Origin of the sequence: Streptosporangium album (assembly GCF_014203795.1) — a bacterium.
Classification (GTDB): domain Bacteria; phylum Actinomycetota; class Actinomycetes; order Streptosporangiales; family Streptosporangiaceae; genus Streptosporangium; species Streptosporangium album.
Genome location: NZ_JACHJU010000003.1, coordinates 271,491 through 288,373 on the forward strand (window position 1 = coordinate 271,491; position 16,883 = coordinate 288,373).

Annotated in this window: 15 protein-coding genes; 8 read left to right on the forward strand and 7 right to left on the reverse strand. The window is 70.9% G+C overall.

Features of this window, described 5'->3' with window-relative positions; translation table 11 throughout:
• Window positions 1–54 precede the first annotated feature (54 nt).
• A complete protein-coding gene (locus tag FHR32_RS31105; RefSeq protein ID WP_184758095.1) occupies window positions 55–1,161 on the forward strand; it encodes a DUF3866 family protein in 1,107 nt (368 codons plus the stop codon).
• On the opposite strand, the gene FHR32_RS31110 is transcribed toward FHR32_RS31105, so the two are convergent.
• The 7 genes from FHR32_RS31110 to prcB form a co-directional block, all read right to left on the reverse strand.
• Window positions 1,107–1,589, reverse strand: coding sequence for a DUF3291 domain-containing protein (locus FHR32_RS31110; RefSeq protein ID WP_221466476.1), 483 nt, complete (start codon window positions 1,587–1,589; stop codon window positions 1,107–1,109). The two genes, FHR32_RS31105 and FHR32_RS31110, sit on opposite strands and share 55 nt — an antisense overlap.
• Before the next feature lie 63 nt (window positions 1,590–1,652).
• Window positions 1,653–2,291: a helix-turn-helix transcriptional regulator gene (locus FHR32_RS31115; RefSeq protein ID WP_184758096.1), complete on the reverse strand. Its 639-nt coding sequence runs from the start codon at window positions 2,289–2,291 to the stop codon at window positions 1,653–1,655.
• A gap of 35 nt (window positions 2,292–2,326) precedes the next feature.
• Window positions 2,327–3,286 carry an FKBP-type peptidyl-prolyl cis-trans isomerase gene (locus FHR32_RS31120; protein WP_184758097.1) on the reverse strand — a complete coding sequence of 320 codons (960 nt, stop codon included), beginning with the start codon at window positions 3,284–3,286 and terminating at the stop codon, window positions 2,327–2,329.
• Between the two features lie 95 nt (window positions 3,287–3,381).
• Window positions 3,382–4,740 carry a Pup--protein ligase gene (gene pafA, locus FHR32_RS31125; RefSeq protein WP_184758098.1) on the reverse strand — a complete coding sequence of 453 codons (1,359 nt, stop codon included), beginning with the start codon at window positions 4,738–4,740 and terminating at the stop codon, window positions 3,382–3,384.
• A 288-nt stretch (window positions 4,741–5,028) separates the two neighbouring features.
• On the reverse strand, window positions 5,029–5,538 hold the full coding sequence (locus FHR32_RS31130; RefSeq protein ID WP_184758099.1) for a hypothetical protein: 510 nt from the start codon (window positions 5,536–5,538) through the stop codon (window positions 5,029–5,031).
• Window positions 5,539–5,651: 113 nt separating this feature from the next.
• Window positions 5,652–6,422, reverse strand: coding sequence for a proteasome subunit alpha (gene prcA, locus FHR32_RS31135; RefSeq protein WP_184758634.1), 771 nt, complete (start codon window positions 6,420–6,422; stop codon window positions 5,652–5,654).
• A 25-nt stretch (window positions 6,423–6,447) separates the two neighbouring features.
• Window positions 6,448–7,296 carry a proteasome subunit beta gene (gene prcB, locus FHR32_RS31140; protein ID WP_376773416.1) on the reverse strand — a complete coding sequence of 283 codons (849 nt, stop codon included), beginning with the start codon at window positions 7,294–7,296 and terminating at the stop codon, window positions 6,448–6,450.
• A gap of 185 nt (window positions 7,297–7,481) precedes the next feature.
• Between prcB and FHR32_RS31145 the strand changes: the two genes are divergently transcribed.
• The 7 genes from FHR32_RS31145 (at window position 7,482) to FHR32_RS46210 (ending at window position 16,823) form a co-directional block, all read left to right on the forward strand.
• Window positions 7,482–8,864: an extracellular solute-binding protein gene (locus tag FHR32_RS31145; protein ID WP_312882786.1), complete on the forward strand. Its 1,383-nt coding sequence runs from the start codon at window positions 7,482–7,484 to the stop codon at window positions 8,862–8,864.
• A gap of 252 nt (window positions 8,865–9,116) precedes the next feature.
• Window positions 9,117–10,001: a carbohydrate ABC transporter permease gene (locus FHR32_RS31150; RefSeq protein WP_184758101.1), complete on the forward strand. Its 885-nt coding sequence runs from the start codon at window positions 9,117–9,119 to the stop codon at window positions 9,999–10,001.
• A complete protein-coding gene (locus FHR32_RS31155) occupies window positions 9,998–10,822 on the forward strand; it encodes a carbohydrate ABC transporter permease (RefSeq protein WP_184758102.1) in 825 nt (274 codons plus the stop codon). The genes FHR32_RS31150 and FHR32_RS31155 overlap by 4 nt, the downstream gene beginning before the upstream one ends.
• Before the next feature lie 5 nt (window positions 10,823–10,827).
• Window positions 10,828–11,874 carry an ABC transporter ATP-binding protein gene (locus tag FHR32_RS31160; protein ID WP_312882827.1) on the forward strand — a complete coding sequence of 349 codons (1,047 nt, stop codon included), beginning with the start codon at window positions 10,828–10,830 and terminating at the stop codon, window positions 11,872–11,874.
• On the forward strand, window positions 11,871–13,076 hold the full coding sequence (locus FHR32_RS31165) for a CehA/McbA family metallohydrolase (protein WP_184758104.1): 1,206 nt from the start codon (window positions 11,871–11,873) through the stop codon (window positions 13,074–13,076). The genes FHR32_RS31160 and FHR32_RS31165 overlap by 4 nt, the downstream gene beginning before the upstream one ends.
• A complete protein-coding gene (locus FHR32_RS31170) occupies window positions 13,067–14,137 on the forward strand; it encodes a Gfo/Idh/MocA family protein (RefSeq protein WP_312882787.1) in 1,071 nt (356 codons plus the stop codon). The genes FHR32_RS31165 and FHR32_RS31170 overlap by 10 nt, the downstream gene beginning before the upstream one ends.
• A complete protein-coding gene (locus tag FHR32_RS46210) occupies window positions 14,127–16,823 on the forward strand; it encodes a glycoside hydrolase family 38 N-terminal domain-containing protein (RefSeq protein ID WP_184758105.1) in 2,697 nt (898 codons plus the stop codon). Before FHR32_RS31170 ends, FHR32_RS46210 begins: the two co-directional genes overlap by 11 nt.
• The last annotated feature ends 60 nt before the right edge of the window (window positions 16,824–16,883 follow it).

The following is a 16,883-nucleotide window of genomic DNA, read 5'->3' on the forward strand; positions in this document are numbered from 1 at the left end:
GCCTCCCTCCCTTTCCAAGTGACTCTACGTCCGGGTGACGCTACTCTTCCCCGCGTGATCAGATGGCGCAGGGGCGAGGTCGTACGGATCCGGCGCGAGTGGCCGGGGGCGGTGGAGCTCGACGTCACCACCTCGGATGGCAGCGCGCGAGCGCTGGCCTATCCCGCCCTGGTGGGACGCCCGGAGCCCGGCGACATGGTGCTGCTCAACACGACCGCGCTCGCGATGGGCCTCGGTACGGGAGGTTACGCCATGGTGGTGGCACTTCCGGACCGTTTACCGGAAGATCCGCAAGGTCCCGGACACCTGGTGAAGGCACGGTACACCCCGTTGCAGACGACCGTGCTCGGCGCCGACGAGCAGGACTCCCCCTTCCACGAGGTGCTGCGCGAGGCCGACTCCCTGGACGGCATGCCGGTGATCGTCGCCGACCTGCACTCGGCGCTCCCGGCGATCCTGTGCGGTCTGTACGGCTCGCGCCCCCCGAGCGGGCCCGGAGAGGGGAGCCGGCGGGAGCCCGGGGTCCCCCGGGTCGCCTACGTGATGCTCGACGGCGGCGCCCTGCCCGCCTGGTTCTCCATGTCGTGCGCTCAGCTGAAGGAGGCCGGCTGGCTGTGCGGGGTGGTCACGGTGGGCCAGGCCTTCGGCGGCGACGTGGAGGCCGTGACGCCGCACACGGGCCTGCTCGCGGCCCGGCACGTCCTGGACGCCGACGTGGCGATCGTCACCCAGGGGCCGGGCAACCTGGGCACCGGCACCCGCTGGGGCTTCTCCGGCGTCTCGGCGGGAGAGGCGGTCAACGCCGCCGCCGTCCTCCAGGGACGCCCGGTCGCGGCGCTGCGGGTCAGCGAGGGCGACCGGCGCGAGCGCCACATCGGCGTCTCCCACCATTCGCTGACCGCCTACGGCCGGGTGGCCCTGGCCCCGGCCCAGGTCGTCGTGCCGGAGTTGCCGGGCGACTTCGGCAGGCGGGTGGCCGAGCAGTCGGAGCCGCTGGCCGTACGGCACGAGCTGGTCGGGGTGCCGGTGGACGGGCTCCGGGAAGCGCTCCTGGGCTCCCCGGTCCGGCTGTCGACGATGGGCAGGGGCCTGGACGAGGACCTGGCCTACTTCCTGACCTCGGCCGCCGCCGGCCGCCACGCGGCCTCGCTGCTGTCGTAGAAGTCCTTGAAGGTGAAGGCCCGCGGCGTCGGGCCGTGCGCCTTGAGCAGCTCCAGGCGGTCCATGCCCTCCCCCAGCGTCGGGGTGTGCCCTTCGGGGATCCACCACATCACCGTGTACGGCTCCGCCATGCGCAGAAACCACTCCCTGCGCCGCTGCAGGACGCCCAGGTGGGCGCTGCGGTAGACGAAGTCCCACAGCGTGTCGCGCGACTCCCACACCGAGAAGTTGATCAGCATGTGGTCGCCGTAGTCGTGTTCGACCGTGTCCTGCGGGCCGTCGCCGCCCTTGAGCCGCCACACGAAGCCGGGCGCCGCGTCGGAGAGCTGGTTGACGGGGTCGAGTGCCGCGACGAAGTCGGCGAGTTCGGGGGAGTCCTTGGGCACGCGCATGTGGGCGACGTTGAGCTGGGCCAGGTGCATGGTCATCAGCAGACCATCCCGGAACCTTCTATGTCAATAATCATTGTTTTTAGAGGTTCCCGCGGAGAATCAGGGATTCTCCGCGGAGAAGGAGACACAGCACTCCCCCGGCCTGGGGTCCAGCCGGGCCGTCGTGACCCCGTCCCCCAGCCCGGCCAGAAGCCCCTGGCAGAGCGCGAGGTTCATCGAACAGACCATGAGCGGATGCTCTTCGGCGAGCAGGCGGAACGGGCAGTTGCGCAGCCGCAGGCGGCCGTCCTCCTCATAGGGCTCGTAGCCGCGCCGCCGGAGCACCTCGCCGAGGTCCTCCCCCGGCGCGGCGAGCCTGGTCCCGGCCCGCCGCGCGGCGTGTTCGGCCTGCTCGTCGGCGCCGAGCAGCTCCACCACCTCGGCCAGCACCCGCGCCGGCGTCCGGTAGTCGCGCGCCGGGACGCTGACCTGCCACTCCCCCGGCGCGCGGCGGTAGACCTTCGCCGGACGGCCGCTGCCCGGCCCGGACCTGTCCGTCAGCCGTTTAAACCCCGACTCCAGCAGTCCGGCCTCGACCAGCTTGTCCAGGTGGAACGCGGCCAGGGTCCGCTGCACCCCCACCGCCTCGGCGGCCTCGTTGCGCCCCACCTCCCGGCCCCGAGAGGCGACGTAGTCGTAGACGACCCGCCGTACCGGGTCCTGCAGGGACGCCACCGCGCCGAGGTCATCACCGCTCACAGCCGGGATTCTAGGGCGAGACGGGGGAGGGACGGTCAGTAGGCGGCGACGACGTCGACGAGGAAGACCAGGGTGTCGGTGCCCTTGATCTTGTCGCCCGAGCCCTGCTTGCCGTAACCGAGGTCCGGCGGGATGCTCAGCAGCACCCGGCTGCCGACCGGCACGCCGACCAGGCCCTGGTCCCAGCCCTTGATGACCTTGCCGGTGCCGATCTGGAACATGATCGGCTGACCCCCGCGCGACCAGCTGCTGTCGAACTCGACGTCCGAGCCCCAGATCTTCCCGGCGTACTGGACCAGGATCGACTGGCCGGACTTGACCTCCGGCCCGGTGCCCTTGATGACCGTCTTGGCGACGAGCTTCTCGGGCGCCTTCTCCTTGGTCTTGGTGGTGAGCTTGGGCGCGGCGTCGCCGCCGGGGTTCTCCACCTTGACGCCCTTGAGGCCCGGGTCGGTCGCGGTGCCCTGGGCCGCCTTGCCCTCGGGGACGCCGACCACGTCGACCACGAAGACCTGCGACTGGCCCGCGGGCACCTGGGCCCGCTGCTCGGCGGGCACCGAGTCCTTGGCGACGACGGACAGGAACCTGCCGCCCCCCTTGGTCTCGGCGAACCCCTTGCGCAGGATCTCCGGGACCTCCTGGTTGATCGTGATGAGCTGGGGGCCGCCCTCGTCGTAGGTCGAGCCGGTCAGCTTGTTCTCCTTGCCGTCCCAGGTGTAGACGGTGAAGTTGGCGACCACGTTGCCGCCCTCCTTGGGGGCGGCGCCGACGGTGCCCGGTGTGATCACCTGGTAGGAGGAGGTCTCCACGACCTTCGCGGGGAAGACCACATTGGGCTTGGCGTTCGTCGCTCCGGTCACCTTCAGCGCCGGGGCCGAGCCGCCGGGGCTGCCGGAGGCGGTGCCGGTGGCGGCACCGGTGCTCCCTCCCGAGCCACAGGCGGCGGCGAACAACAGAGGCACTGAGGCCAGTACGGCCAGACTGCGGCGGCGCATAGATATCCCTCAAGCAGACGTCAGGTTCGCGCCACACTACCCGGCTGGACATATGGATGGGTTAAGCCCCAACCGATCTTGCCGAAGCGTGACCATCACATTCCTGCGATCAGTTTGTCCACCCTCTCGTCCACGCTGCGGAAGGGGTCCTTGCACAGGACGGTGCGCTGCGCCTGGTCGTTGAGCTTCAGGTGCACCCAGTCGACGGTGAAGTCGCGGCGCTTCTCCTGCGCCTTGCGGATGAACTCCCCGCGCAGTCGCGCCCGGGTGGTCTGCGGCGGGACCGACTTGGCCTCGAAGATCTTCAGGTCGGTGGTCACCCGTTCCACCGCGCCGCGCTTCTGCAGCAGGTAGAACAGGCCACGGCGGCGGTGCACGTCGTGGTAGGCCAGGTCGAGCTGGGCGACCCTGGGACTCGACAGAGGGAGGTCGTACTTCCTCCGGTAGCGCTCGATCAGCTGGTATTTCGTCACCCAGTCGATCTCCCGGGCGACCCGGTCCAGGTCGCCGGTGTCGACGGCGTCGAGTGTCCGCTCCCACAGCTCCAGAACCCGGTGGCTGATCTCGTCACCGCCACGGCGGTCGACGAAGTCGCGGGCCTTGGAGAGGTATTCCTGCTGGATCTCCAGCGAGGACGCCTCCCTGCCGTTGGCCAGCCGCACGCGGCGCCGCCCGGTCATGTCATGGGAGACCTCCCGGATGGCCCGGATCGGGTTCTCCAGCGACAGGTCGCGCATCACCGTGCCCGCCTCGATCATGCGCAGGACCAGGTCGGTCGCACCGACCTTGAGCAGCATGGTCGTCTCGCTCATGTTGGAGTCGCCGACGATGACGTGCAGGCGGCGGAAGCGCTCGGCGTCGGCGTGCGGCTCGTCACGGGTGTTGATGATCGGGCGCGACCGCGTGGTCGCACTGGAGACGCCCTCCCAGATGTGCTCGGCCCGCTGGGAGACGCAGTAGACCGCTCCACGGGGAGTCTGCAGCACCTTGCCGGCACCACAGATGATCTGCCGGGTCACCAGGAAGGGGATGAGCACGTCGGCCAGCCGGCCGAACTCGCCGTGCCGGCCGACCAGATAGTTCTCGTGGCAGCCGTAGGAGTTTCCGGCCGAGTCGGTGTTGTTCTTGAACAGGTAGATGTCGCCGGCGATGCCCTCCTCGCGGAGCCTCTTCTCGGCATCGACGAGGAGTCCCTCCAGGATGCGTTCCCCCGCCTTGTCATGGGTGACGAGCTCCACGACGTTGTCACACTCGGGGGTGGCGTATTCGGGGTGGCTGCCCACGTCCAGATAGAGGCGGGCACCGTTGCGCAGAAAGACGTTGCTCGATCGGCCCCAGGAGACGACCCGGCGGAATAGATAACGCGCGACCTCGTCGGGCGACAGCCGCCGCTGCCCCCTGAACGTGCAGGTGACGCCGTACTCGTTCTCAAGCCCGAAGATGCGACGATCCATTGCCTCACACTATTCGCCGAACCCCTCTTGCGGGAGGGATCAATGGGGTTTTCGGTCGTACGGCTTATGCCCCCGGCGGTGAACTGCTAAGCATGAGCACGGCTCGCGCCCCGCCCCTGTCCGCCGCGCGGGCCCGCGGGGAGACCGCCGGCACCGGAGCGGACCGACCGGCGCCCGGTCAGAAGATCTTGACGGCCTTGACGGTCCGGCCGTCCGCCGGTGCGCGGAGAGAAGGAGGGAGCGCCGCGCCGGCCGGGCACGGCGCTCCCTCCGGGGACGGCGCGAGGATCAGGGGGTGTAGATCTCCTGGAGCTTGACGATCTCACCGCGGTAGACGGTGATCAGCGAGGCACGCCGGTACTTCTTCACCCTGGTCAGCAGCGTGTCGCGGGAGCACCGTTTGGCGCCCAGCCCCTGCTTGTTCACGGTGAGGCCCATCATCTCGGCCGAGCAGCCCAGGGCGCTCAGGAAGACGACGTTCTTGGCGACGGGCGAGGCGTACGCGGTGGCGGCACCCTCCCGCGGGCCCGTGAAATGGCCCTCGGTGTATCTGCCCTTCACCCATTTGATCGGTTCGTACTCCACCTGGCCGGTGGACACGTGGGTGATCCAGCCGCGCAGGACGCCGTCCTTGCGGGAGCTGATGTGCTTGGTGAAGTCGTGGCCCGGGTCGGCCTGGAACGTCGTTCCGAAGGTCTTCGGCACGGGGAAGTCGGGGATCGCCACGGCTTCGGCCGGGACCGCGCCGGCCAGGGCGACGGAGAGCACGGCGGCGGCGGCCAGCAAGGAGCGCTTCATTCCCGATACGACGACGGCGGCGAGACTCCGGTTGGCCGGAAACCATGTGATACACGTCACAATACGGAGCGCCGTGCCCCCGGGCAGGGGCACGGCGCTCCGCCGCCACGTGATCAGGTGTCCGAGCCGGTGTCGACGTCTCCCTCGGGCGCGGTGGGCGGAACGTCCGCTTCGGGCGTGGGGGCCGGGGCGGGCGCCTCGGTGCTCTCGGCCAGCAGGCGTTCCAGCCTCGGGCCGCTGAGCCGCAGGAACTTGCGGTGCGACCGGTTGCGGTCGAGCACGGCGACCTCGAGCTGGCCGGCCGGAGGACGCTCGCCGCCCGGCTCGGTCAGCGCGAACAGCGCCGCCTCGAGCGCCTCGACCAGCGGAAGGCCCTCGCGGTAGCGCTCCTTGAGCCGGGCCGCGACCGCCTCGGCCTGGCCGCCCATCGCCACCAGACCCGTCTCGTCGAACACCGACCCGTCGAAGGTGAGGCGGTAGATGTGGTCCTCGTCGGAGGAGTCGCCGACCTCGGCCACCACGATCTCCACCTCGAACGGCTTCATCGACTCGGTGAAGATCTGACCGAGGTTCTGGGCGTAGAGGTTGGCCAGGCCACGCGCGGTGACGTCGTCCCGGGCGTAGTTGTAGCCGTTGATGTCGGCGTAGCGGATGCCGCCGAGTCTCAGCGCCTCGAACTCGTTGTAACGGCCGACCGCGGCGAAGCCGATCCTGTCGTAGATCTCGCTGATCTTGTGCAGCGCCCGGGAGGGGTTGGGGGCGACGAACAGGATGCCGTGCTCGTACTGCAGAACGACGACGCTGCGGCCCCGCGCGATCCCCTTGCGCGCATAGTCGGCCTTGTCCCGCATCTGCTGCTCGGGCGAGACATATCCAAAAGGCATGGACACCTGGGGTGGTCCTCTCGTGTTAGCGCAGCGGGGCGACAGGGCCGTCGGGGGAGCTCATCCGCTCGTCGAGGACGGTCTGGACGTGAGCGCCCACCTCCTCGTCGGACAGACGGTGGAAGCCGTCGGCGGTGATCTGCACTACGACAGGCCAGATCTTACGGGTGACGTCGGGGCCGCCGGTCGCCGAGTCGTCGTCGGCGGCGTCGTAGAGCGCGTGGATGAGCGCCAGCACGACCTCCTCCGGCGAGGCGTTCTCCCGGTAGAGCTTCTTCAGCGCGCCGCGCGCGAAGATCGAGCCGGAGCCGATCGAGTGATACTGCTGCTGCTCGTAGGGACCGCCTCCGACGTCGTATCCGAAGATGCGCCCGCCGTCGGTCTCGGGGTCGTAGGCGGCGAACAACGGCACCACGACCAGCCCCTGCATGGCCATGCCGAGGTTGCCGCGGATCATGGTGGCGAGCCGGTTGGCCTTACCCGCCACCGAGAGCGTGCGGCCCTCCATCTTCTCGTAGTGCTCAAGCTCCACCTGGTAGAGGCGGGCCATCTCGATGCCGGTGCTCGCCGCCCCGGCGATGCCCATGCACGAGTATTCGTCGGTGCGGAACACCTTCTCCATGTCTCGCTGGGAGATGATGTTGCCCGAGGTCGCCCGGCGGTCACCGGCCATCACCACGCCGCCGGCGCAGGTCGCCGCGACGATCGTGGTGGCGTGGGGAATCCGGTCGCCGACCGGGGCCGCCAGGGTCTCGTTCCGGCCGGGCAACAGATCCGGCGCGTATGACCCGACGAACTCGGTGAACGAGGAGATGCCGCTGTTCGTGAAGATGTGATTCACCATGCCGGCGGGCAGGTCCCTGTGCGATCCCACGCGACTCCCTCCAAAGGTGCGGTCCTTTAAGGCCCGACCTTACTCATCTTGCCGTGTTGCTTGCACTTCCCTGGATCAGCTCAGCGCGAACCACCTCCGAGCGGATCATTGAATCTTTACGACCGGGTAAGCACGTGTAATTGTCGAGTTGTCGTGACATGCCTCCACCACCAGAAGAGGTCACTGTGAGACTCTTCAACCGCCCTGTCCTGATTGCGACACTGACCACCGCCGTCCTCGCGTTGCCCGGCTGCGGTGCCGGCGCCCCCGCCGGAGACGACGGCACCACTTTGATCATCACCGCCAACGCCATCTCCGGCGGCAAGAACTCGGTCAGCGCCGAATGGATCAAACAGTGGGTCATCCCCCGGTTCGAGGCCGCGCAGAAGGCCGCGGGACGTGATGTCCACGTGCTGTTCCAGCCCAACGGCGTGGGCGACGAGCAGTACAAGACGAAGATGGCCCTGGACCTGAAGTCGAAGACCGGGGCCGATGTGCTCGACCTCGACGGGATCTGGGTGGGCGAGTTCGCCCAGGCCGGATACGTCAAGCCGCTCACCGAGGTGGGCGGGGCGGCCGTGGAGTCGTGGGAGGGGTGGAAACAGATCCCCCAGGCCGTGCAGGGCCTGGGCATCTTCGACGGTAAGAAGTACGGGCTGCCGCAGGGGACCGACGGCCGGGTTCTGTACTACAACAAGGAGCTGTTCAAGAAGGCCGGTCTGCCTGAGCCGTGGCAGCCGAAGAGCTGGCAGGAGATCCTCGACGCGGGTGCGGCGCTGAAGAAACTGCCCGGCGTGACGCCGATCCAGATCAACGCGGGCACCGCCATGGGCGAGGCGACCGCGATGCAGGGCGCGCTGCCCCTGTTGGCCGGCACCGGCACGGAGATCTACGCGAACGGCAAGTGGACGGGTTCCTCTCAGGGGGTCAGGGATGTCCTGGAGTTCTACCGGCAGATCTACGCGGGCGGCCTGGGTGACCCGAAACTCCAGCAGGAGGCCAAGGGCCGCGACAAGTCCTTCGCCGAGTTCGCCGACGGCAGGATCGGCATCCTGGCGGAGGGCGACTACTTCTGGCGGGCGGTGATCGACCCCAAGGCGGGTGTGGCCCCGATGGCCGACCGTGACCAGGTGGTGGGCTACGCCAAGATCCCCGCCATGCGGCCCGGCACCGGAATCCGCGGCCAGGACTTCGTCAGCATGTCCGGCGGAGGCGTGAGCGTGCTGAACCCCTTCTCCAAGCACCCCCAGCAGGCGTGGGAACTGCTGTCGTTCATGTTCTCCGCCGAGGCGGTCAAGGCCCAACTCGCCGGAGCCGCCCGCGTCACCTCCCGTTCCGACGTCAACACCGAGGTCCTCGCCGACGACCCGATGCTGAGCTTCGTCTCCGAGGAGATCCTGCCGATCACCGCCTACCGCCCCGGCCTGGCCGTCTACCCCCAGGTGTCGGCCGCCCTGCAGGAGGCGACGGCGGACGTCGTCTCCGGCAAGACCTCCGAGGAGGCCGCCACGGCCTACCGGGCCAAAGTGGAGGGACTGGTCGGTGGACCCGGCAACGTCGCCAACTGACCCCGCCCTCCGCAGCGTCGCAATGAGCCCGCGAGGGTGCGCCGGTGAACCGGACCGAGGAACGAAGGAGCGAAGCGGATGAGTGACGAGGGAAGTCACCGGTCACCAGCACCCGAGCCGCGACGCACAGCGTCGCAATGAGCCCGCGAGGGTGCGCCGGTGAACTGGACCGAGGAACGAAGGAGCGAAGCGGATGAGTGACGAGGGAAGTCACCGGTCACCAGCACCCGAGCCGCGACGCACAGCGTCGCAATGAGCATGGACGCGGCAGGGCTGGGACGGGGTCGGGCGGTCGCGTTCGCGCTGCCCGCCCTCGTGCTCATCGGGGTGTTCCTGATCTTCCCGGCGATCTGGACGATCTATCTCGGGCTCACCGACTACCGGCTGACCGGGCTGACCGCGGCGGACCCGCGGCTGGTGGGGGCCGGCAACTACATGACCGCCCTCGGCGACGGACGGTTCCGCAACTCGCTCTGGCTGACCGTGCAGTTCGTGCTCGGGTCGGCGATCATCGGGCAGGCCGGGCTGGGGTTCGCCCTCGCCTGGACCATGCGCGACCGGCGCGGGCCCGTGCGGCGGGTCGTCGAGGCCCTGGTGCTGCTGTCGTGGATCCTGCCCGGCTCGGTGGTGGCCTTCCTGTGGATCGCCCTGCTGGACCGCGACGGCGGCACGCTCAACGCCCTGCTCGGCACCCCCGGCGCGGCCTGGCTGCTCGACCACCCGATGCTGTCGATCATCGTGTTCAACACCTGGCGGGGCACCGCTTTTTCGATGATGCTCTACTCGGCGGCCCTGGAGAACGTGCCGCCGTCCCACCTGGAGACCGCCCGCCTGGCGGGGGCGTCCCCCCTGCAGCAGCTACGTGACGTGGTGCTGCCCCGGATCAAGGGGCACGTCCTGACCAACGTGCTGCTGACCAGCCTGTGGACGTTCAACGACTTCACCCCGTTCCTGCTCACCGCCGGCGGCCCCGAGGGGCGCTCGGAGGTCCTGCCCGTCTACATCTACAACGTGGCCCTGCGCGGCGGGCAGCTCGGCTTCGGCGCGGCCATCTCCTTCCTCGTCCTCCTGATCAACCTCGTCTTCGCCCTGGCCTACCTGCGCCTGCTCCGCGACCGCCGGGAGGTCCCCGGATGAACCTCGTCCGGCACGTGCTCGGCCGGATCGCCTCGGCCGTCTTCCTGGCGGTGGTCGTCGCGTTCTTCGCGCTGCCGATGCTCTGGCTGGCCTCGGCGCCGTTCGACGCGCACCCCTCCGTCACGGCGTCCCTGCCGGAGTTCACGCTGAACAACTTCCGGGCCATCCTCGACAACCCCTACGCGCTCGGCTCCATCGGCAACTCGGTCATCCAGGCGGGCGGCGCGGCGGCGCTCGTGGTCGTGCTGGCCGCGCTGGCCGCCTACGCCCTCTCCCGGGTCAGGGTGCCCGGGCGGGACGCCCTGCTGTACGTCCTGCTGCTGATGTCGTCGGTGGTCACCGGGACCGCCGCGATGGTGCCGATCTTCGAGCTGGCCTCGCGGCTGGACCTGATCGACACCCACCTCGGGGTCGTCCTCACCGTCTCCGGCGGCCTGCTCCCCGCGGCGATCTTCATCCTGAAGGACTTCATGGACGCCACCCCCACCTCCTACGAGGAGTCCGCACGGGTCTTCGGCGCCTCGCCGCTGCAGATCCTGCGGCACATCGTCATCCCGATGGTGCGGCCCGGACTGGCCACGATCGCGGTGTGGGCCGTGGCCAACGTGTGGGGCGGCTTCCTGCTCCAGTACATCCTGCTACGCGACCCGGACAAATCTCCGGGATCGGTCGTCCTCTACACCCTCTACACCGAGGGCGGCCAGCCCAACCTGTCCCTGATCTCGACGTTCTCGCTGCTCTATTCGCTGCCGGTGGTACTGATGTACCTGTTCGTCAGCAGCAAGTACGGCTTCCGCTTCCATGGAGGGATCAAGCGTTGATCTCCGTGCACGGCCTGACCAAGGTGTTCCCCGGGGGAGTCCGGGCGCTCGACTCCCTCGATCTCGACATCGGAGAGGGCGAGTTCTTCGCGCTGCTGGGCCCGTCGGGCTGCGGCAAGACCACGCTGCTGCGGAGCATCGCCGGTCTGGAGACGCCCACCTCCGGAAGGATCGGCATCGGCCAGACCGACGTGACCGCGCTGCCGCCCGGCCGCCGCGACGTCGCCATGGTCTTCCAGGACTACGCCCTCTTCCCTCACATGGACGTCACCGCCAACATCGCCTACCCCCTGAGGATCAAGAAGACACCCCGCGCCCGGCGCGAGGCCCGCGCCGCCGAGGTCGCCGCCAGGCTCAGTCTGAGCGAGCTGCTCGGCAGGCGCCCCGGGCAGCTGTCCGGCGGCCAGCAACAGCGGGTCGCGCTCGCCCGGGCCATCGCCTGCCACCCTCGGGTGTTCCTGTTCGACGAACCCCTGTCCAACCTCGACGCCCGCCTCCGGCTGGAGGCCCGCACCTTCCTCAAGCGCCTGCAGGACGAGCTCGGCGTCACCACCGTGTTCGTCACCCACGACCAGGGCGAGGCCCTCGCGCTGGCCCACCGGATCGCCGTCATGGACGCCGGGCGGATCACCCAGGTCGGCACACCGGCCGAGATCTTCCACCGGCCCGCCACCCCCTTCGTCGCCTCCTTCATCGGCTCCACCCCGATGAACCTGCTGCCCGGCGAGGTCAGCGGCGACACGCTCCGCGTGGCGGGGGCCGTACTGCCCGCCCCTGAGGGCCTGCCGGACGGCGGACCGATCGTGTACGGCCTGCGCCCCGAATACACCGACCTGTCGCCCACCGCCAGGACCGACGGATTCGCCGGCAGGGTCGCCGTGCTGGAGAACCTCGGCACCGCCAGCCTCGTCACCCTGGAAGGTGACGGTCACCTCGTCCAGGCCGTCGCCCCCGAAGGCGACGAGCCCGCCGTCGGCGCGACCGTCTGGGCCGTCCCCCGGCGGGGGCGAGCCCTCGTGTATCACGACGACCGGCTGGCCGGCCAGATATGAGGGCGCTGCGCGTCACCGGCCGGTGGACGATGGAGGACCGGCTCGCCGCTCCCGTCCACGACGTCCCCTTCGAACTGCCCGCCGGCGCCCGGGGCTTCACCGTGCGGCTCTCCTACGACCGCTCCGCGGGGGTGCTGGACCTCGGCTGCTCCGGGCCGCTGGGTTTCCGCGGCTGGTCGGGAGGGGCCCGCTCCGAGTACACGATCACCCCCGTCTGGGCCACCCCGGGCTACCTGTCCGGCGAGCCCGAACCCGGCGTGTGGCGGGTGCTCCTCGGCCTCCACCGCGTCCCGCCGGGCGGGCTGCCGTACGAGCTGAGCGTCATCCCGCACCTGTCCCCGCCCGTCACGCCCCCCGCCAGGCCCGGTCTGCGGCCCCCTCCCCCGCCCCGCGAACCGGCCGCCGTCAGACGCGCCCTGCCCTCTCTCGACGGGCTGCGCTGGCTGGCCGGAGACCTGCACGCCCATACCGTCCACTCCGACGGCTCGCTCAGCGTCTCCGAGCTCGCCTGCCTGGCGGCCGACCGAGGTCTGGACTTCCTCGCCGTCACCGACCACAACACCGTCAGCCACCATGCCGAGCTGCCCGCCGCCGCGACCTTCGCCGCCATCACCCTGGTCCCCGGCCAGGAGGTCACCACCGACCTCGGTCACGCCAACGCCTTCGGCGACATCGGCTGGATCGACTTCCGCCAGAGCCCCGACCAGTGGGCCCGCACCGTAGAGGACAGGGGCGGGGTGCTGTCGATCAACCATCCCGTCGCAGGGGACTGCGCCTGGCGCCACCCCATGACCGGGCGGCCGCCCGCCGTCGAGGTGTGGCACTGGAGCTGGTGGGACCGGACCTGGGGCGCGCCGCTGGCCTGGACGCAGACCTGGTCCGCCGGGGCGACGATGGTCGGCGGCAGCGACTACCACCGGCCCGAGGAGGGCCATCCGCCCGGCGACCCCACCACCTGGGTGCTCGCCGCAGACCCCCTGGAGGGGCTGCGCGCCGGTGCCACCGCCGTCTCCGCCACCCCCGACGGGCCGCTGCTGCTCCGCCACGGCGACGACTTCCTCATCGTCGGCGGCGACGGGCTGGTGCTGTGGGGACCGGACACGAGGCGGGCCGTCATCGGCGACAGGGTCACCGTCCCGGCCCGGCCCGGGCCCCATCGGCTGGAAACGTACCGCAACGAGGTGATGGCACTGTGCACGTGAAGATCGCGATCGCGGGGCTGGGGGTCGCCGCGCAGGTCATGTACCTGCCGCTGCTGGCCAGACGCCGGGACCTGTTCGAGGTGAGCGCCGTGTGCGACCTCGACCCCGCGCAGGCCGAGACCGTCGGGAGGCAGAGCGGGGCGCGCTGGTTCGCCGACCCCGTGGCGATGCTCGACCACGGGGGCTTCGACGCGCTCATCGTGCTCACCGCCGGATCCCACGGGGCCCTCGTCGCCGCCGCGCTGGAGCGCGGCCACGCCGTCCTGTGCGAGAAACCCCTCGCCTACAGCCAGGCCGAGGTGCGCGCGATGAAGAACGAGACGCGGCTGATGGTGGGCTACATGAAGCAGTACGACCCGGCCGTACGGCGGGCCGTCGCGCTCCTGGGCGGACGTGCCGTCCGGCACCTGGACGTCACCGTGCTCCACCCCACCGGTGAGGCACAGCTCGCCTTCGCCCGCGTCCGGCCCTCACGGCCGTCCCCCGCCGCGCTCGAACCGTGGATCAGAGCCGACGAGGACGCCCTGGACACCGCCCTGGGCACCGCGACGTCACCCCAGGTCAGGTCGCTCTACTCCGGGGTCGTGCTCGGCAGCCTCTGCCATGACCTGGCGCTGCTGCGCGCCTTCAGCGGCCCGCCCGCCACCGTCGAGCACACCGCCGTGTGGGACGGGCCCTCCCTGGAGGTCAGCGGAGCCCTCAAGGAGGGCCGGTACGGCCTGCGCTGGCACTACCTGCCCGGTCATCCCGCCTACCGGGAGACCGTCGCCGTGCACCACGAGGACGGCACGCTGGAGCTGGTCTTCCCCTCCCCCTACCTGCTGAACGCCCCCACGGTCCTGACCTCCTCCTCCCTGGACGGGACCACGGAGGTCAGGGCCGTCCACCGGGACGTGCCGGAGGCCTTCGAGCGCCAGCTGGAGGCCTTCCACGCCTTTGTCACCGAGGGCACTCCCCCGCTCACCGGCCTCGCCGGCGGCCTGGCGGACATCGTGACAGCCCAGCAGATCATCAGATCGGTCGCCGGACCGTCCATCGGAGGCGAGGCGCATGACGCCTGACATCGTGATCGTCCCGCACACCCACTGGGACCGTGAGTGGTACCTGCCCTTCCAGCGGTTCCGGCTCGGCCTGGTCCGCATGCTCGACGAGGTCCTCGACACGATGGCCGCCGACCCCGGTTACCGGTTCACCATGGACGGCCAGCTCGCCGCCCTGGAGGACTACCTGGAGATCCGCCCCGAACGGCTCGGCGAGGTCAAGGGGCTCGTCGCCGAGGGCCGCTTCGCCGCCGGGCCGTGGCTCATCCTGGCCGACGAGTTCCTCTGCGCCGGGGAGACGCTGATCCGCAACCTGGAGTACGGCATGCGCGGCGCCGCCGGGCTCGGGGGCGTCATGCGGGTCGGCTACCTGCCCGACCAGTTCGGCCACTGCGCCCAGATGCCGCAGATCCTGCGCCAGGCCGGCCTCGAACACGCCTGCGTGTGGCGCGGTGTGCCCGCCTCCGTCGACCGCGACGCCTTCGCCTGGGTCGGCGCCGACGGCACCGCGATCCGCACCCAGTATCTCCCCGGCGGGTACGGCAACGCCGTCGCCCTGTTCAGCGGCCCCGCCGAGGCGCTCCCCGACAGGCTCGCCGCCTTCACCGAGACCATGCGCCCCTGGCACCCCACCGGCCCCCTGCTGGCCATGTACGGCGCCGACCACAGCGCCCCCGCCGCCGACATCACCGCCGCCGGACTGCGCGTCGCCACCCTCCACGACTACGTCACCGCCGCCGATCCCGCCGCCGCGGGCCTGCCCGCCGTCCACGGGGAGCTGCGCTCCCACGCCCGCGCGAACATCCTGCCCGGCGTCATCTCCGCCCGCATGCCCGCCAAGCAGGTCATGGCCCGTGCCGAACGGGTCGTCACCCGCTACGCCGAACCTCTGTCGGCGCTCTGGATGCCCGGCAGCACGGCCGCCGCGAAACTGCTCGACATGGCCTGGCGCCGTCTCATCGCCTGCAGCGGTCACGACTCCATCACCGGTTGCGGCGCCGATGAGACCGCCCAGCAGGTCGCCGCCCGCATCGCCGAGGCCGAGCAGATCGGTCAGGCCGTCGTCGACATGGTCAGCGCCTCGCTCGCCGGGCGGGCCGCCCGCGACACCCTGGTGGTCGTCAACCCCTCGCCCTTCCCCCGCACCGCCCTGGTCCTGGCCGACCTGCCCGAGAGCCGGGCCGCCCTGTTCGCACCGGACGGCGGACAGGTGCCCTCACAGCGGCTGGAGCTGGCCCCCACCCTTCTCGACGAGACCGTCATGGACGACCTGACCCGGCTCCTCGGCCGGATCCACGAACGCGAGCTCTTCGGCCAGGAGATCCTCTCCTGGTCCGCCGCGGAGGACGTCTTCACCATCGTCGTCGGCCGTCACGCCACCACCGGCTACGACTACGCCGACCTCCGCTCGGCGGTCCTGGGGCACGCGGCCGCCCGCCCCGGCCCCTGGCGGGTGCGCACCTGCGCCGAACCCGTCGTCACCGTCGCCGCCCACGTCACCGTCGCGCCGCTCGGCCGCACCGTCCTGACCTCCGCACCCCCGTCCGCCAAGGCGCCGCACTCCCCCGGCTGGGCACGCCCCGACGCCGGCACGCTCGACAACGGCCTGCTCCGCGTCGCCGTCGCCGCCGACGGCACCCTGTCACTCTTCTCGGCCGGCGCCGAGGCCCACGGCGTGGGCCGCATCGTCGACGGAGGCGACGCGGGCGACACCTACAACCACGCCCCGCCCCGCGACGACGCCCTTGTCGACGCCCCCGTCCGGGTCGAGGTCGAGCACGTCTGCACCGGGCCGCTGGTGTCGGTGCTGGAGATCCGCCGCGAGTACGCCTGGCCGGCCGGGTCGACCCCGGACGCGCGCTCGGAAGCCGTCGAGCACGTCGCCGTCACCACCAGGGCCGAACTCCGGGCCGGCGAGCCCTACCTGCGGCTGGAGACGTCCTTCGACAACCGCTGCCGCGATCATCGGGTCCGCTGGCACGCGCCCCTGCCCCTCCCCGTGGCGGAGTCCTTCTCCGAGGGGCAGCTGGCGGTGGTGCGGCGCGGTCTGACCGGCGAGGGCGGCGGCGGCGAGCGTCCCCTGCCCACCTTCCCCGCCGAGGGCTTCGTCACCGCGGGCGGCCTGGCGGTCCTGCTGGACCAGGTGACCGAGTACGAGCTGACCGGTGGCGACCTGGCACTGACCCTGATCCGCTCGGTGGGGCTGCTGTCCAGCAACCGCAACGCCTACCGCGACGAGCCCGCCGGTCCCCAGCTGCCCACTCCCGCCGCCCAGTGCCCCGGGCCGGTCACGGTGCGCTTCGCCGTACTGCCCCACAGCGGCGCCTGGCACGAGGCGGGGCTGCCGCGCCTGGCCGAGGAGTATCGGCACGCGCTGCTGGCCGTACCGGGGGCGGGCCGCGCCCCTGTCCTTCCCGGCGGCGAGGGCTCCGGCGTGTCCTCCGAGGAGGCCGGCACGTCTTTTGCGGTCGAGGGTGCGGGCGTGGTGCTCGCCGCGCTGCGCGAACGGGACGGCGAGCTGGAGATCAGGCTCGTGGCCGAGCACCCGGTGGCCACCGAGGCCGTGATCCGCGGCCCGTTCGGCGCCGCCCGCCGCGCCGACCTGCTCGGCACGGCGGGCGAACGGCTGGAGGTCGCCGGCGGAGCCGTACGGCTACCGCTGCGCCCCTTCGAGATCGCGACCGTTCACCTGACGAGAGCGGGCTGATCGCGAGAAGGCCGTCCTGCCCGCGGAGCAGCCGGGGCGGGGTTTCGGACGCGCGCCCGG

What these genes read in the sequence shown, in the direction of transcription:
- FHR32_RS31120 (WP_184758097.1), bottom strand. Translation starts at nt 3,286, where the DNA reads ATGCGCCGCCGCAGTCTGGCCGTACTGGCCTCAGTGCCTCTGTTGTTC.
- prcA (WP_184758634.1), bottom strand. Translation starts at nt 6,422, where the DNA reads ATGCCTTTTGGATATGTCTCGCCCGAGCAGCAGATGCGGGACAAGGCC.
- FHR32_RS31150 (WP_184758101.1), top strand. Translation starts at nt 9,117, where the DNA reads ATGAGCATGGACGCGGCAGGGCTGGGACGGGGTCGGGCGGTCGCGTTC.
- pafA (WP_184758098.1), bottom strand. Translation starts at nt 4,740, where the DNA reads ATGGATCGTCGCATCTTCGGGCTTGAGAACGAGTACGGCGTCACCTGC.
- FHR32_RS31110 (WP_221466476.1), bottom strand. Translation starts at nt 1,589, where the DNA reads ATGACCATGCACCTGGCCCAGCTCAACGTCGCCCACATGCGCGTGCCC.
- FHR32_RS31165 (WP_184758104.1), top strand. Translation starts at nt 11,871, where the DNA reads ATGAGGGCGCTGCGCGTCACCGGCCGGTGGACGATGGAGGACCGGCTC.
- FHR32_RS46210 (WP_184758105.1), top strand. Translation starts at nt 14,127, where the DNA reads ATGACGCCTGACATCGTGATCGTCCCGCACACCCACTGGGACCGTGAG.
- FHR32_RS31130 (WP_184758099.1), bottom strand. Translation starts at nt 5,538, where the DNA reads ATGAAGCGCTCCTTGCTGGCCGCCGCCGCCGTGCTCTCCGTCGCCCTG.
- FHR32_RS31155 (WP_184758102.1), top strand. Translation starts at nt 9,998, where the DNA reads ATGAACCTCGTCCGGCACGTGCTCGGCCGGATCGCCTCGGCCGTCTTC.